Genomic DNA, 14,598 nt, shown 5'->3' on the forward strand with positions numbered 1-14,598 from the left:
GCCGGCAATGCCGCAGGCCGCCGGCCTGTCCAGCGAGCCGCAGTCGCGCACGCTGCGCGCGCGCGGTTGTTGGACGGTCGAGTGTCTGGACGAGGTGATGCGCAGCCTCGAGGCCTGGCAGGAACAGGGCGACTGGCATCTGAATACCGATGCGGTGACGCAACTGGACACCGCGGGCGCCTGGGCCCTGCACCGGCTGGGCGCTGTGGCGCAGGCCCGCGGCGCACAGATCGACTATGGTGCCCTGCCACCCCGGCACGCAGCATTGCTGGAACTGGTGCGCGGCCGCCTGTTGGGTGCGCCACCACCGGCATCGCGGACTGGCGGCCCGCTGGAACAGATCGGCCGAGCGGTGGTGCAAAAGCTCGCCGATGTTCTGAATTTTCTGGATTTCTGGGGCCAGCTGATCCTGGACGGCGCGGCTCGCCTGCGCCGGTTCCGGCTGGATCGACTGGTGCAGGAAATCGACGCCGCCGGCGTGCGCGCGCTGCCGTTGCTGGGGGTGCTGGCGTTCCTGATGGGGGTGGTCATCACCTACCAGGCGGGCGAGCCGCTCAAGACCTTCGGCGCCAACATCCTGGTGGTGAATCTGGTCGGCGTGACCATGTTGCGGGAGATGGGGCCGCTGCTGGCGGCCATCATCGTGGCCGGACGCACCGGCTCTGCCTACACCGCGCAGATCGGCACCATGCGCCTGACCGAGGAGCTCGATGCGCTGCGCAGCATCGGCATCACGCCGATGGAAATGCTGGTGCTGCCCAAGGTGCTGGCGCTGATGCTGTGTCTGCCCCTGCTCACGCTGTACGCGTCGGCGCTGGGCATATTCGGCGGCATGGTGGTGGCCGATGGCCTGTACGGTGTCGGCTATGCCGATTTCCTGCGTCGACTGCCGAACACCTTTGCGCCCAGCACCTTCTGGGTGGGCCTGATCAAGGCGCCGGTGTTCGCCCTGCTGGTGGCCAGCGTCGCCTGCCACCGCGGACTTCGCGTCGGGCGCAGTGCCGAGAGCATCGGGCGCGAAACCACCACCAGCGTGGTGCAGAGCATCTTTCTGGTCATCATTGCGGACGCCGTGTTCTCGGTGGTGTTTCAGGTGATGGGCCTGTGAGCGACGCCCCCGCCATTGAGGCCGTATCCCTGGCCACGCTGGCCGGCGGGCGGGTGCTGCATCGCGACCTGAGCCTGACCGTGCATCGCGGTGAGGTGCTGGCCGTGGTGGGTGGCTCCGGGTCCGGCAAGACGGTGCTGCTGCGAACGCTGAGTCTGCTGCAGCCGCCCGCCGGCGGGCAGCTGACCGTGCTCGGGCAGGATGCGGCGCGTCTGGACGCCGGCGGCTTGCGGGCACTTCGCCGATGCATCGGCATCCTGTTCCAGCAGGGCGCGCTGTTCACCGGCCTGAGCGTGCTCGACAATGTCTGCCTGCCGCTGGCGGAGTACACCGGCTTGTCGCTGGCCGATCGTCGCGAGCTGGGCATGCTGCGCCTGGGTCAGGCGGGCCTGCCGGCGGATGCGGCCGGCAAGTTTCCAGACGAGCTCAGCGGCGGCATGATCAAGCGTGCCGCCCTGGCCCGGGCACTGGCGCTGGATCCGGAGCTGCTGTTCCTGGACGAACCCTCGGCCGGACTCGACCCGGTGACTGCCGCCGGTCTGGACGAACTCCTCGGCGATTTGCGCGACCTGCTGGGACTGACCGTACTGATGGTGACGCACGATCTTGACTCCATCGCCCGTGTCAGCGACCGGGTTGCCTTTCTCGGCCGCGGGGCACTGCTGGCGGTGGCGCCGGTGGCCGAGCTTGCCGCCTCGCAGGAGCCGGAGATTCGCGCCTATTTCGCCGCCTCGCCACGCGATTTCGGAAAGCCGACATGCAGGCCCGCGTAGCGTACGTCGCGGTCGGCGCCTTCGTGCTGCTGCTCGGGGCCGCGCTGATCGGCCTCGGGCTGTGGCTCGGCTCGGGGCGGGAAGCCGGCGAGTTTCGCTTCTACTATGCCTATACCAAAGACTCGGTTGCATCGCTGAGTCCGTCTTCGCGCGTGACGTATCGGGGCGTCGAGGTGGGTCGGGTGGAGGCCGTCGAGCTGGATCCGGCTGATTCCACGCAGGTGCGGCTGACCTTCAAGATCCGTCGCGATGTACCCATCAAGACGGACACCGTGGCGACCCTCGCCGTGCAGGGCCTGACCGGTCTGGGCTCGGTCGAACTCAGCGGCGGCAGTCCGGACGCGCCGCTGCTCGAGCACACCAAGGGCAGCGACTATCCGGTGATTCAAATGCAGCCCTCCCTCATGACACGTCTGGATACCGCGCTCACGCTTGCCATGAGCACGCTGGAACAGGCAAGTCACCGCCTGCTGGTGATCCTCAACGACGACAACGCCCAGGCCATCGGCGCCATTCTGGCCAACACGAAGCACATCACCGGTGCGCTGGCCGGACAGAGTGACCGACTGGACCGCACCCTGGGCGATCTGGAACGGCTGGCCAAGTCGGGTGCCCAGGCTGGTGAAACGCTGGCGCCGCGCATCGAGCAGGTGCTGCGGCAGACCGAACAGCTGCTGGCGACCCTGCGCAGCACCGGCGAGCAGGTTGGCACCACCGCCCGCGACAGTCGCCGTCAGCTCGAATACACCGGCGGTGTGCTGTTGCCCCAGGTCGAACGTGCGGTGGATGAGCTCGGTTCCGCCGCCGGCAGCCTGCGCGAACTGGGTGATCGGCTCAGCGCCAATCCGCAGATGTTGCTGCTTGGCCCGCCGCAGCGCGAGCCCGGCCCGGGGGAACGATGAAGCATCTGATCGCCGCCGCGCTGTTGTCGCTGCTGGCCGCCTGTTCGCTGCCGCTGACGGCGCCCCAGGCGGACATCACGCATACCCTTGCGCTGCCCGCGCAGGCGAGCATCCCGTTGGCCATACCGGTGGGCAGTACCATCCAGGTGGCCACGCCGACCGCGGCGCCCGGTTATGACACCGCGGCCATGGCGTACCGACCGTCTGCGCACGAGCTGCGCTACTTCGCCCGCCAGCGATGGATCGACCGGCCGGCACGCCTGTTCGGGCAGGCGCTGATGGATGGCTTCTCGGCCGGCGGCGCGCGGGTGCTGGCACCGGGCAGCGGCGTGCGTGCCGACTACCGCCTGCTCAGCGAACTGCTGCAACTGGAACAGGACTTCACGCGCCAGCCAAGCCGGATCCTGCTGTCCGTACGACTGCAGCTGGTGGACGTGGGCAAAAGGCGCGTGCTGGGCAGCCGCACGCTGCGGCTGGAGCAAGCCGCCGCCAGCGACGATCCGGCCGGTGGCGTCGCCGCTGCCAATGCGCTTGTGCAGCGCGCGGTGGTCGAAAGCGCCGGCTTTTGCCGGGAACTGCTCGGCAACTGAAGGTTGTCTCACAAACCCTGCAGGTAGCCCGGCCCCAGAAGGCGCATCTGGTTGAGCACCCAGCGCTGGCGCTGGCGCAGATAGTCCGACGGGGCGTCCACCCGCAGCAGGGATGGCGACGGCAGCGCTGCCGCCAGCAGGGCGGCTTCATGGCGGGTCAAGGCCGCCGCGGGTTTGTTGAAGTAGGTTTGCGCGGCGGCTTCTACGCCAAACACGCTGCCGCCGAACTGGGCCACGTTCAGGTACACCTCCAGAATCCGCTGCTTGGGCCACAGCAGTTCCAGCAGGCCGGTGAAGTACAGCTCGATGCCCTTGCGCAGCAAGGTCTGGCTGCGCCACAGGAACAGGTTCTTGGCCGTCTGCTGGGTGATGGTGCTGGCCCCGCGCGGGCGGTTGCGATACTGGTTGTCGCGAATCGCCTGCCGGATGCCGGTCAGGTCCAGGCCATGGTGCTCGCGAAAGCGCTGGTCCTCGGCCGCCACCACGGCCAGCGCCATGACCGGCGCGATGCCTTCGTAATCCACCCATCGGTACGGGTAGGGGTAAAAGCCGTACCCGGCGCGCAGGGCTGCAATGCGGTTTTGCAGGATGAACGAGGTGGACGGCGGCGGCAGCCAGCGCAGCACCAGCACTGCCCCGACAGTCACCGCCAGCAAGATCAGCAGCGCGTAACGCAGTGCCCGCAGCAGTCCGCGCAGCGCGCGCGCTGCGCGGTTCACAGCCAGCGGCGCACCCGTGCGCAGTAGTCTGCGTATTCCTGGCCGAAGCGCCAGCGCAGGTGCTCCTCCTCGCGTGCGACGACCAGCCGCTGCATGACCGGCAGCACCCACAGCAGCATCAGCAGCACCCAGGTGCTGCTGGCGAGCAGGCCGACGCCGACCAGCAGCACGGTCAGGCTGAGGTAGATCGGGTTGCGGCTGAAGCGAAACGGGCCTGTTTCGACCAGATTGCTGGCCGCCCGGTGCGGATTGATGGTGGTCTGGTGGCGCCGCAGCTCGCGCAGGCACAGCCCAAACAGCGCCACGGCCAGCGCGATCAGAACCACGCCGCTCCAGAATCGCAGTGCGCCACCCGGCAGCGGCCACGGCAGGGGACGCTCCAGCCACAGGCCAAGGCCGATGGCGACGGCATACAGAATCGGCGGTGGTAGGGGTACGCGCGGGGTTTCGGCGCTCATTTCGTGTCCTCCGGAATCAGCAGCACCTTGCCGGTGGTGCGGCGCGCGCCAAGGTCGGCGATGGCCTGCGGCGCGTCGCGTAGAGGGCGGCGCTCGGACACCAGCGGCGCGATGGCGCCCTGTCGCCACAGCTCGAACAGGGTGGCCATTTGCACTGCCGCGGCCGGCCGATTGCGGCGGCGCCAGGCGCCCCAGATCACGCCCAGCGCCGACAGATCCTTCAGCAGCAGCCGGTTGGCCGGGATTTCCGGAATCGCTCCGGCGGCAAAGCCCACGATCAGCAGCCGGCCGCCAAAGGCCAGCAGGCGCAGCGCCTGGCCGGTGTAGTCGCCACCGACCGGGTCGAGCACGGCATCCACGCCGCGGCCGTCGGTGGCCGCCTTGACCTGTTCGGCCCAGGTCGGCTCGCGATAGTCGACGGCCTGCTCGGCGCCGTGCTCAAGGCACAACGCACACTTGTCCGGCCCACCGGCGGCGGCCAACACGCGCAGGCCCAGCGCACGCCCCAGTTGCACGGTGGCCAGTCCGACACCACCGGCCGCTGCCAGCACCAGCAGGGTCTCGCCGGCCTGCAGGCGGCCACGCTCCAGCAGGGCATGGTGAGCGGTGCCGTAGACCACGGGCAGCGCAGCGGCATCGACCAGATCGACGGCGTCCGGCACCCGGTACAGGTCGCCGGCATCGACGCAGGCGTACTCGGCGAAGGCGCCATGGCCGACCAGCCCGCACACGCGATCGCCGACCGTGAGCGCGGCATCCGTGCCCACGGCGTCCACGGTGCCGGACAGTTCGACGCCGGGCGCGAACGGCAGGGGCGGGCGTTCCTGGTAGCGCCCGCCGATCATCAGCGTGTCCAGAAAGTTGAGCGCTGCGGCGGCGATCTTGATGCGCACCTGCCCGGGGCCCGGCTCGGGCAGTGGCAGGTCGGTCCACTGCATCTGTTCGGGCGTGCACCAGTCGCGGACCAGCCAGGCGTTCATCGCGTTCGTATCCTCGGGCAGGGGGTGGCGAGGATTTTCCTCGTCAGACGGGCGGCGGCGCAGCGGGTGACGATCGGACCCTGAAGCAGGCCGCATACAGCGTCGGGACGAACAGCACGGTCAGCATCGTGGCCACCAGCAGGCCACCCATCATGGCATAGGCCATCGGTCCCCAGAAAGGATCGGTCAGCAACGGAACCAGCGCCAGGATGGCGGCAGCGGCGGTCACCACGATGGGCCGAAACCGGCGTACGGTCGATTCAATGACCGCCTCGTGGCGGCTCAGGCCGGCCGCCACGTCCTGGCGGATCTGATCCACCAGGATCACCGTGTTGCGCATGGTGATGCCGGCGAGCGCCAACACCCCCAGCTGCGCCACCAGGCCCAGCGGCAGGTCCGCCAACCACAGCGTGACCAGCACGCCGATCAGGCCCAGCGGCGCCGAGGCCAGCACCAGCAGCGTCAGGCCCAGGTGCTGCAACTGCATCATCAGCAGCGTGACGATGGCGACGGCAATGATCGGCATGACGGCGCCGATGGCCTCATCCACCTCGGCGCTGAGCTCGCCGATGCCGCCAATCTCGAGGTGATAGCCCAGCGGCAGGCGCTGGCGTATGGCATCGAGCCGCTCCCGCAGCTGGGCGTCCACGTCCAGCGGTTGCACGTACCAGGGCAGGTCGGCATACACCATGATGGCCGGCATGCGGTTGTAGTGGCTCACCACGCCTTCCTCCACCGCCGGCTGAAGGTGCGCCAGCTGGCCAAGGGGCAGGCTGCTGCCGTCGGCAAGCGGCACCGGTACGTTGGGCAGGTAGCCCAGGCGCGTGCGCTCGTCCTCGGTCAGGCGCAGCACCACGTCGATGGTCTCGTCGCCGTCGCGCAGCTGGGTCACCGGCCGCCCCGACAGCAGCATGTCGAGCGACTCGCCCAGGCGCTGCGCGGACAGTCCCAGCGCCGTCAGGCGCGCCTGGTCCAGATCCAGCCGCACCGTGCTGACCGGCCCGCGCCAGCTGTAATGGACGCCGCTGGTCTGCGGGTGATCGTGCATGACGGCGCGGACCTGCGCGGCGAACTCGCGCAGCGTGTGCCGGTCCGGCCCGGTGATGCGGTATTCGATCGAGGACGGCGCCGGCATGCCGAACGGAAACACGTTCACCCGCGCCCGGGCCTGCGGCAGATCGCGGGCGATGCGCGTTCGCAGCGCCTCGCGCAGGCGGTCGCGCGTTGGCCGGTCGGTGGTCTGGATGTAGGTCTTGATGACATTGTGGGCCGGCAGCTCGATCCACAGGTCCGTGAAGATGCGCGGCGTGTCCGAACCGATGTAGCTCACCCAGCTGTGCACGCCCGCTTCGCCTTTGAGCAGGCGGTCGATGTCCTTGGCCAGCGCCTCGTTGGCGGCGAACGAGCTGCCTTCCGGCAGCCAGGTTTCGACGATCAGGTCCGGCCGGTCGGTGAGCGGAAAGAACTGTTTCTCGACCTGCCTTCCGGCCACGGCGGCCAGGCCCACGAGCAGCGCCACCGTTGCCACCATCCACCCGGGGCGGTTGACGCAGGCGCGCACCAGGTCGCGCAGGCGCCTGTAGAAGGGCGTGTCGTACACCTCGTCGTGATGCCCCACCTGCGCCGGCAGCATGCGGTAGGCAAGGTAGGGCGTGAACAGCACCGACACCAGCCAGGACACCAGCAAGGCCACCGCAATCACGCCGTAGAGGCCGAACATGAACTCGCGCAGCGCCGTTTTTGCCAGCGCGATCGGCATGAAGCCGGCGATCGTGACCAGTGTGCCGGTCAGCATCGGCAGCGAGGTGCTGGTGTAGGCAGCGCTGGCGGCGTGGAAGCGGTCCAGGCCCTGACGCATCTTCACCTGCATCATCTCGACGATGATGATGGCGTCGTCCACCAGCAGGCCGAGCGAGATGATCAGCGCGCCCAGCGAGATGCGCTGCAGGTCGATGTCCATCACCTTCATGGCCATGAAGGTCGCGCCCAGCACCAGCGGAAAGGCGGTGGCCACCACCAGGCCCGACCGCCAGCCCAGCGTGGCGTAGCTGACCAGCAGCACGATGCCGACGGCCACCGCCAGCTTGAACAGGAACTTGTCGAGCGTGTGCGTGACCACCTGCGGCTCGTCGGCGACCAGCGTGGCCTGCACGCCCACCGTCAGGCCGGCCTGCAGGCGCCCCATCAGCGCCACCACGTCGCGGCGCAGATCGACCACATTGCCGCCGGCAGCCATCGAGATGGCGAGTCCCACCGCCGGATGGCCGTTCACGCGCATGAGCTGTTCTGCCGGATACTGGTATCCGGCGCTGATTTCGGCCAGATCGCCCACCGTCAGCAGCCGGCCATCGGCGGCCGGAACCGGCACCCGGCGCACGTCTTCCACGCTGCCGAACTGGCCGCCCAGGCGCAGGCGCAGGCGATCGGTGGTGTTCTCGATATGGCCGGCCGCCTGCATGGCGTTGTGGCCGGCGATGGCCTCGGTCAGCGCCAGTGGGCTCACACGCAGATTGCCCAGCCGTGCCGTCGACAGGTTCAGGTACACCCGCTGCGGCTGGGCACCGATCAGGACCACTTTCTCGACGATCGGCAGGCGCAGCAGCTCCTCGCGCAGCCAGTCGGCCTGATCCTTCAGCTCCGCATAGCTGAACTCGTCGCCCCAGATGCCATACACCAGCGGGTAGACGTCGCCGAACTCGTCGTTGAAATACGGGCCCTGCACGCCCGGCGGCAGGGTGTCGCGGATGTCGCCGACCTTCTTGCGCACCTGGTACCAGATGTCTGGCACCTTGGTCTTCGGATCGGTCAGGCTGTTTTCGAGGTTGACCCAGATCCATGCCTCGCCGGGCTTCGATGTGCTGATCAGACTGTCCAGATACGGCGTGTCCTGCAGCTTGCGCTCGATCTTGTCGACCACCTGCTGCTCGATCTGCTCGGCACTGGCGCCGGGCCAGAACACGCGTATCGGCATGGCGCGCATGGTCCAGTTCGGCATGTCGGTCTGCCCCAGGCCAAAAAATGCCACCGCGCCCCCCAGCAGGAGCAGACCGATCAGGTAGACCGTCAGGGCAGGGCGGCGCAGACCCCATTCAGCCAGGTTGTAGCGGGACATGCGGCCGCTCAGGGCAGGCTGACGGCCTGTCCGTCGCGCAGATCGTGCACGCCGGCAGTCACCACCCAGTCACCGGCGCCAAGGCCGTCGGCGATGGAGACCCGATCGCCCTGCACCGGGCCGAGTGTCACCGGGCGCAGCCGGACCGCCCCGTTGGTGTCGACCACCCACACCGCCGGCTGGCCGTCATCACGCTTGAGCACGGCAGCGGACGGAATGGCCGGCAGCGCGACCGGCCCAGCAAATGCGACAGTGGCGCTGCTGCCAAGGCCGGGCGGCGGGCCATCGGTAACCGGCAGCGTGGTGCGCACGCGGTAGGTGCGGCTGCCGTCGGCGGCCTGCGGCGCGATTTCCCGCACCTTCGCCGTGAGCGGATGATCCGGCTGCGTCCACAGCGTGACCTGAACGGTGTCCGGCAACCCGGCGCGCTGGTGTTCGGGCAGGTCGAAGACCGCCTCGATCTGCCCGGCCTGCGCAAGGCTGAAGGCCGGCTGGCCGGCGCTCACCACCTGGCCGGCTTCGATCATGCGGGCGGTGATGACGCCCGCGGTCGGCGCCGTCAGCGCAGCGTAGGCCAGATCCCGACGGGCCAGTTGCAGCTGCGCGGTCAGTGCCGCGACCTGCGCCGCGGCAGCCTGGTCCCGGTAAGTGGCGCGGTCAAAATCGGCCTGGCTGACGAAGCCCTTGGGTCGCAACTCATTGGCCCGGCGCAGCGCTGCCCCGGCGTCCCCGCGCTCGGCGCGACTGGCGCTCAGGCGGGCGCTCAGCTCGCGCACGCGCAGGCGAAGATCGGTGCTATCGATACGGGCCAGCACGGCGCCTGCCGCGACCGTGTCACCGACTTCGGCCTGGCGGGCGCTGACCCGGCCGCTGACCTGAAACGCCAACACCGTCTCGTGCCGGGCTTCGATACGGGCCGCGTAGCGTTGCTGGGCCGCGAACTCACCCGCTGCCGGCACCTGCACGGCGCGCACCGGACGCGGCGGCGGGAGTTCCGCTGGTTGCCGTGAACAGCCGGCGAGCGGCAGACCTGCAGCCAACATCCCGGCGCCAACAATCCGTCGAAGAGCCGTAATAAAAGTCATGCTGACCGCGCGGTCCATTGCGAGGGGGCGGTAGGGTAGCACTGCCGATTGAACCGCCGAACGCGCCAGCCGTGGCCGCTGCGCCGGCACGGTACGCATGCGCCGGCGAGAGAAAAAAGCCATGAACGCCATGAACGCCGGCGGCGCGCCTTGTGCAGGCGGCTGCGCGCGCGTAAGGTGCCGGCCACCGTGCGCTGTGAGGAGGGAGTCGCTGTTGGATATCCGCTTTTTGCGTTCCTTTCTTGCCAATCCACTGCGCATGGGGTCGGCATTTCCCAGCAGTCCGGCATTGGCCGGCCAGATCACCGACCCGATCAACTTTGCCCGCGCCCGGGTGATCGTGGAACTCGGACCGGGCACGGGTGCCTTCACGCGTCTTCTGGCACAGCGGGCTCACCCGGCGTGCCGAGTTCTGGCGCTGGAGCTTGATACCGAGCTGGCGGCTTACGTGGCTACCCGCTACCCGCGCGTCGAGGTGATCAACGCCGCCGCACAGTGCCTGCCCGAGGTGCTTGCCGAGCGCGGCATACCGCAGGTCGATGCGGTGGTCTGCGGGTTGCCGTTTGCCAATTTCAGCGCCGCGCACCAGGCCTCGGTCGTCAACGCCGTGCGCGCGGCACTGCGGCCGGGCGGGTCGTTTGTGTCCTACAGCTTCGTGCATGCACAGGTGCTGCCGACCAGTCGTCGTTTCCGGCGCAGTCTGCAGGATCTGTTCGGGCATCTGGACATTCATCCGGTGTTCCTGAACGCGCCGCCGGCGTTGGTCTACAGTTGTGTTGCGTGACATGGCGTTCGCTCGCGCCTGACGCGATGGTTGCCAATCCGGCGTCGGCTCAGGCAATTTAACGGACAGTCGTTTGTACCGCGGTAGCGCGGTTCGTTCACGGAGGAACGCGGCATGAAGATCGACGATCTTGGTCACCCGGGCCAACTGGTGGACCCCGAAACCGGCCTGGTCAGCCGCCGCATATTTACCGATCCGGAAATTCACCGCCTGGAGCTGACGCGCGTTTTCGCGCGCAGCTGGCTGTTTGTGGGCCACGACAGCGAGCTGCCCAAAGCGGGTGATTACCTGCGCCGGGTAATGGGTGACGATCCGGTGATCCTGGCCCGCGGGCAGGATGGCGCGCTGCGCGTGTTCCTGAACGCCTGCCCGCATCGGGGCGCACTGCTGTGCCGTGCCGACGCCGGAAATGCCATGGGCTATGTGTGTCCGTATCACGGCTGGAGCTTCGACAACACCGGCCAGCTCACCGCCATGGCGGACGCGCCGGAGGCCTACAAGGGCCGCGTGGATTTGGCCACCTTCAACCTGGTGCAGGCGCGCGTTGGCGTGCACGCCGGGCTGATCTTCGCCACCTTCGATCCGCAGGCGCCGAGTCTGGACGAATACCTGGGCGACGCCCGCTGGTACATCGACATGTTGTTCGCGCGCACGCCGGGCGGCGCGCAGGCGCTCGGCGCGCCGATCCGCTGGGTGGCGCAGAAAAACTGGAAATACGGCGCCGTCAACTTCGCCGCCGACGGCCCGCATGCACTCAAGACGCACGGCCCGATCACGCGCAAGATTGCAGGCGGCATGCCGCTGGAGGTGCTGCGCGACCTGGCCATCGAAGGCCCGGCGGTGCGTGCCGGCAACGGCCACGGCTGCATTTTCGTGGACCTGCCACCGGGCATGCCGCCGTGGGTGGGTTTTCACCCGGACATGGTGGCGCTGTACCAGAAGACGCTCACGCCGGGCCAGTTACAGCTCAAATCGAAGCTGTTCAACAAGGTGATGACCATCTTCCCGAACCTGTCCTGGGTGCATTTCCCGATCACGTTCCGGCCCGACCAGCCGCCGGTGAATTTTTTCAACGTGCGCGTCTGGCAGCCGACCGGGCCGGATCGCACCGAGATCTGGAACTGGTTCTTCGCCGACCGCGAGGCGCCGGACGAGTACAAGCAGGCGAGCCTGCAGGCCGGCATCCGCACCTTCACCGCCGCCGGCACCTTCGACCAGGACGATGCCGAGGCCTGGGCTGCCATCGACGCCGGCAGCCGCGGCACCATCGGCCGCGAGCGCATGAGCAGCTTTCAGATGATTCTGGCCTCGCAGGACGAACGTATTGCGGACTTCCCCGGGCCGGGCGAGGCTTACCGCTCGACCTACTCGGAAATGTCCGAGTTCGGGCTGTTGCTGCGCTGGCGCGAGTTGATGGCAGGCTGAGGTCGGGGCGATGGAAAACAACCCACAAGTCGACGACGCCACCTACCGGCGCATCCTGAATTTTCTGTACGACGAGGCCGAGCTGTTCGACCAGCACGCCTACGGTCGCTGGCTGGAGCGGGTCACGCCGGATATTCGCTACCGGATGCCGGGACGGGGTTTTTACGAAGGCCAGGCGCCGCAGTCGCAGTTCGTGAATGGCTACTTCGACGACGACTACGCCACCCTGGCAACGCGCATCGAGCTGTGGTCGCGGCCTTCGACGACGACGGCCGAGAGCCCGCCGACCATCACTCGCCACTTCGTGACCAACATCCGCGCCTACGACGGCGGTCAGCCGGGCACGTTCCTGGTGACCAGCCACGTGCTGGTATTTCGCGTGCGCCCGACGCAAAGCACGCCGTATTTCTTCTCCGGTCGCCGCGAGGATCGGCTGCGCGAGGAGGGCGGCGAGCTGCGCCTGGCGGCGCGCGACATCCTGATGGACGAGGTCGTGCTGATGAGCCCGAACCTGAGCTTCCTGGTCTGAGCGGCTGCGTGAATCAGCCTCGCCCGCCCTCGGGTAGGCAGCGTCGATAAACCGCCGGCTGGGCGGTTTCGGGGGGAATGGAATTGGCGGAGAGGGTGTCCGCTGTATGGGGTTCCAGCGCGTTCCCAAGACTTCCGGCAAACGTAAGCACTGGAGCGGTTTTCAAGGGAATTGAGTTCCAGCACGTTCCGGCAAAAGCCTGTACTATCCTGATCCGAAACATGGGACAAAACATGGGACAGAATCATGGGAAAGCACACGCTGCACCGACTCACGGCGCGCGAGGTGACAGGCGCCAAGGATAGGGGGCACTACCCGGACGGCGGGGGGCTTTACCTTCGCGTCGGTGCGTCCGGCACCCGATCCTGGATATTCCGGTACACCCGCCAAGACAAAACCCGCGAGATGGGTCTGGGCGCCGTCAAGGACGTGACGCTGGTCAAGGCCCGGCACCTGGCCGCTGAGGCCCGCGAGCTGCTGCGCGGGGGGCTGGACCCGATCGACACGCGCACGGGCAGCACCACACGGGCCGCCCGCGCATCGGCCGTCACGTTCCAGCAGTGCGCCGAGCGCTACATCGAGGCCAAGCGGGCCGGCTGGAAGAACGCCAAGCACGCCGCGCAGTGGGGCGCCACGCTGGCGCAGTACGCGAGCCCGATCATCGGCGCGCTGAGCGTGGCCGACGTGACGCTACCGCACGTCCTGCAAATCCTTGAACCGATCTGGACCACGAAAACAGAAACCGCGTCACGGCTTCGCGGGCGCATTCAGTCGGTTCTGGACTACGCCACGGCGCGCGGCTACCGCACCGGCGACAACCCGGCCCGGTGGACTGGCCACCTAAAGGAACTGCTGCCGGCACCCGGCAAGGTGGCGAAGGTCGAGCATCACGCCGCACTGCCGTGGCAGGAGATCGGCGCATTCATGGCCGAACTGAGGCAGCAGGCCGGCATGGGCGCCCGTGCGCTTGAACTGGCCATTCTGACGGCCGCGCGATCGGGTGAGGTGCGGGGCGCGACCTGGGCCGAAGTCGGTCTAGCGCAGGCCGTGTGGACGATACCGGCCGCCCGGATGAAGGCCGCGAAAGAGCACCGGGTTCCGCTGTCCGCTGAGGCCGTGGAACTGCTGCGAACCCTGCCGCGCATAGACGGCAGCGAACTGCTGTTCCCGAACAGCAAGGGCGCCGCGCTATCCGACATGACGCTGTCGGCCGTCCTGAAGCGCATGGGCCGGGCTGTCACAACGCACGGCTTCCGAAGCACCTTTCGGGACTGGGCCGGCGAATGCACAGCCTACCCGCGCGAGGTCATCGAACACGCGCTGGCGCACCAGTTACGGGACCGAGCCGAGGCCGCCTACGCACGCGGCACGCTGTTCGACAAGCGGCGCCGGCTGATGGCCGAGTGGGCGCAGTTCTGCGGCATTGTGGCGCCCGTGGCCGGCGTGGTGCCGCTGCGCCGTGGCGCATGACTAATCCTTTGGATTACAATTGCTGCCCATGTTGACCATCGGCGAGCTGCCCGAATACATCCGCCGAGCGGACAAACTGCTGACTGAAGCGCAGCGCCGGGGCGTAATCGACTACCTGGCGGCACACCCGAAAGCAGGCGACTTACTGGAAGGCACCGGCGGTATTCGAAAGCTGCGCTGGGGGCGCGACGGCCGCGGCAAGAGTGGCGGCGTGCGAGTGATTTACTACTTCCACAGCGAGGCCATGCCGCTGTACCTGCTGACGCTGTTCGCCAAGAACGAACGGGCCAACCTGAGCAAGGCCGAACGCAACGCGCTGGCTGAGCTGGTGGACGTGTTGCAAACGGCGTGGATCAAAAGGAGCAAACCATGAGTGAGGCATTCGAAAGTATTCGGCAAGGGCTGCAAGAGGCCATCGCGCACGCCAAAGGCGAGCCGGTGGCGGCACGCGTGCATGCCATGCGCCCCGTGGACGTTAAAGCGCTGCGCCAAGGGCTGGGGCTCACACAAGCACAGTTCGCGGCGCGCCTTGGGTTTTCCGTGGCGACGCTGCGGCATTGGGAACGCGGCGACCGCACGCCCAAAGGCCCGGCGCTGGTATTGCTCAACGTAATACAGCGCGAACCGAAGGCCGTGCTGCGGGCGCTGGCCGCCTGAATCGAA

Annotated in this window: 15 protein-coding genes; 10 read left to right on the forward strand and 5 right to left on the reverse strand. The window is 68.1% G+C overall.

The features are described from left to right. Positions 1 to 7 precede the first annotated feature (7 nt). Genes PG2T_RS15065 through PG2T_RS15080 form a run of 4 tightly spaced genes read left to right on the forward strand, consistent with a single transcriptional unit; the run spans position 8 to position 3,373 of the window. Positions 8 to 1,108 (forward strand): ABC transporter permease, encoded by a 1,101-nt coding sequence (locus tag PG2T_RS15065; RefSeq protein WP_068807355.1) that lies wholly within the window; start codon positions 8 to 10, stop codon positions 1,106 to 1,108. Continuing rightward, positions 1,105 to 1,881, forward strand: coding sequence for an ABC transporter ATP-binding protein (locus tag PG2T_RS15070; protein WP_068807358.1), 777 nt, complete (start codon positions 1,105 to 1,107; stop codon positions 1,879 to 1,881). Before PG2T_RS15065 ends, PG2T_RS15070 begins: the two co-directional genes overlap by 4 nt. Beyond that, positions 1,866 to 2,783: an MlaD family protein gene (locus tag PG2T_RS15075; protein WP_068807361.1), complete on the forward strand. Its 918-nt coding sequence runs from the start codon at positions 1,866 to 1,868 to the stop codon at positions 2,781 to 2,783. Before PG2T_RS15070 ends, PG2T_RS15075 begins: the two co-directional genes overlap by 16 nt. Then, entirely contained in the window at positions 2,780 to 3,373 is a 594-nt protein-coding gene (locus PG2T_RS15080) for an ABC-type transport auxiliary lipoprotein family protein (protein WP_068807365.1), read from the forward strand. The genes PG2T_RS15075 and PG2T_RS15080 overlap by 4 nt, the downstream gene beginning before the upstream one ends. 8 nt (positions 3,374 to 3,381) lie before the next feature. Here the strand turns inward: PG2T_RS15080 and mtgA are convergent, their stop codons facing one another. The 5 genes from mtgA to PG2T_RS15105 are packed head-to-tail and all read right to left on the reverse strand — an operon-like array spanning position 3,382 to position 9,607. Further along, entirely contained in the window at positions 3,382 to 4,092 is a 711-nt protein-coding gene (mtgA, locus tag PG2T_RS15085; protein WP_202816372.1) for a monofunctional biosynthetic peptidoglycan transglycosylase, read from the reverse strand. Further along, positions 4,089 to 4,550 carry a methyltransferase family protein gene (locus PG2T_RS15090; RefSeq protein WP_068807367.1) on the reverse strand — a complete coding sequence of 154 codons (462 nt, stop codon included), beginning with the start codon at positions 4,548 to 4,550 and terminating at the stop codon, positions 4,089 to 4,091. Before PG2T_RS15090 ends, mtgA begins: the two co-directional genes overlap by 4 nt. After that, positions 4,547 to 5,530 carry an NADPH:quinone oxidoreductase family protein gene (locus tag PG2T_RS15095; protein WP_068807371.1) on the reverse strand — a complete coding sequence of 328 codons (984 nt, stop codon included), beginning with the start codon at positions 5,528 to 5,530 and terminating at the stop codon, positions 4,547 to 4,549. Before PG2T_RS15095 ends, PG2T_RS15090 begins: the two co-directional genes overlap by 4 nt. 43 nt (positions 5,531 to 5,573) lie before the next feature. Beyond that, positions 5,574 to 8,642 (reverse strand): efflux RND transporter permease subunit, encoded by a 3,069-nt coding sequence (locus PG2T_RS15100; protein WP_068807374.1) that lies wholly within the window; start codon positions 8,640 to 8,642, stop codon positions 5,574 to 5,576. Between the two features lie 8 nt (positions 8,643 to 8,650). Beyond that, positions 8,651 to 9,607: an efflux RND transporter periplasmic adaptor subunit gene (locus tag PG2T_RS15105; RefSeq protein ID WP_158513225.1), complete on the reverse strand. Its 957-nt coding sequence runs from the start codon at positions 9,605 to 9,607 to the stop codon at positions 8,651 to 8,653. 334 nt (positions 9,608 to 9,941) lie between these two features. On the opposite strand from PG2T_RS15105, the gene PG2T_RS15110 reads away from it, so the two are divergent. The 6 genes from PG2T_RS15110 to nadS all read left to right on the forward strand — a co-directional run bounded on the left by PG2T_RS15110 (position 9,942) and on the right by nadS (position 14,592). Beyond that, on the forward strand, positions 9,942 to 10,511 hold the full coding sequence (locus PG2T_RS15110; protein ID WP_158513226.1) for a class I SAM-dependent methyltransferase: 570 nt from the start codon (positions 9,942 to 9,944) through the stop codon (positions 10,509 to 10,511). Positions 10,512 to 10,625: 114 nt separating this feature from the next. Further along, positions 10,626 to 11,936, forward strand: a complete 1,311-nt coding sequence (locus PG2T_RS15115) for an aromatic ring-hydroxylating oxygenase subunit alpha (protein WP_068807380.1) — start codon at positions 10,626 to 10,628, stop codon at positions 11,934 to 11,936. A gap of 10 nt (positions 11,937 to 11,946) precedes the next feature. Then, a complete protein-coding gene (locus tag PG2T_RS15120; RefSeq protein WP_068807383.1) occupies positions 11,947 to 12,465 on the forward strand; it encodes an aromatic-ring-hydroxylating dioxygenase subunit beta in 519 nt (172 codons plus the stop codon). A gap of 246 nt (positions 12,466 to 12,711) precedes the next feature. Next, a complete protein-coding gene (locus PG2T_RS15125) occupies positions 12,712 to 13,935 on the forward strand; it encodes a tyrosine-type recombinase/integrase (RefSeq protein ID WP_068807386.1) in 1,224 nt (407 codons plus the stop codon). Between the two features lie 28 nt (positions 13,936 to 13,963). Then, complete coding sequence (locus PG2T_RS15130) at positions 13,964 to 14,308, forward strand: type II toxin-antitoxin system RelE/ParE family toxin (protein WP_068808536.1); 345 nt, start codon at positions 13,964 to 13,966, stop codon at positions 14,306 to 14,308. After that, complete coding sequence (gene nadS / locus PG2T_RS15135) at positions 14,305 to 14,592, forward strand: NadS family protein (RefSeq protein ID WP_068807388.1); 288 nt, start codon at positions 14,305 to 14,307, stop codon at positions 14,590 to 14,592. Before PG2T_RS15130 ends, nadS begins: the two co-directional genes overlap by 4 nt. Positions 14,593 to 14,598: the final 6 nt, after the last annotated feature.

Source organism: Immundisolibacter cernigliae (genome assembly GCF_001697225.1).
Lineage (GTDB): Bacteria > Pseudomonadota > Gammaproteobacteria > Immundisolibacterales > Immundisolibacteraceae > Immundisolibacter > Immundisolibacter cernigliae.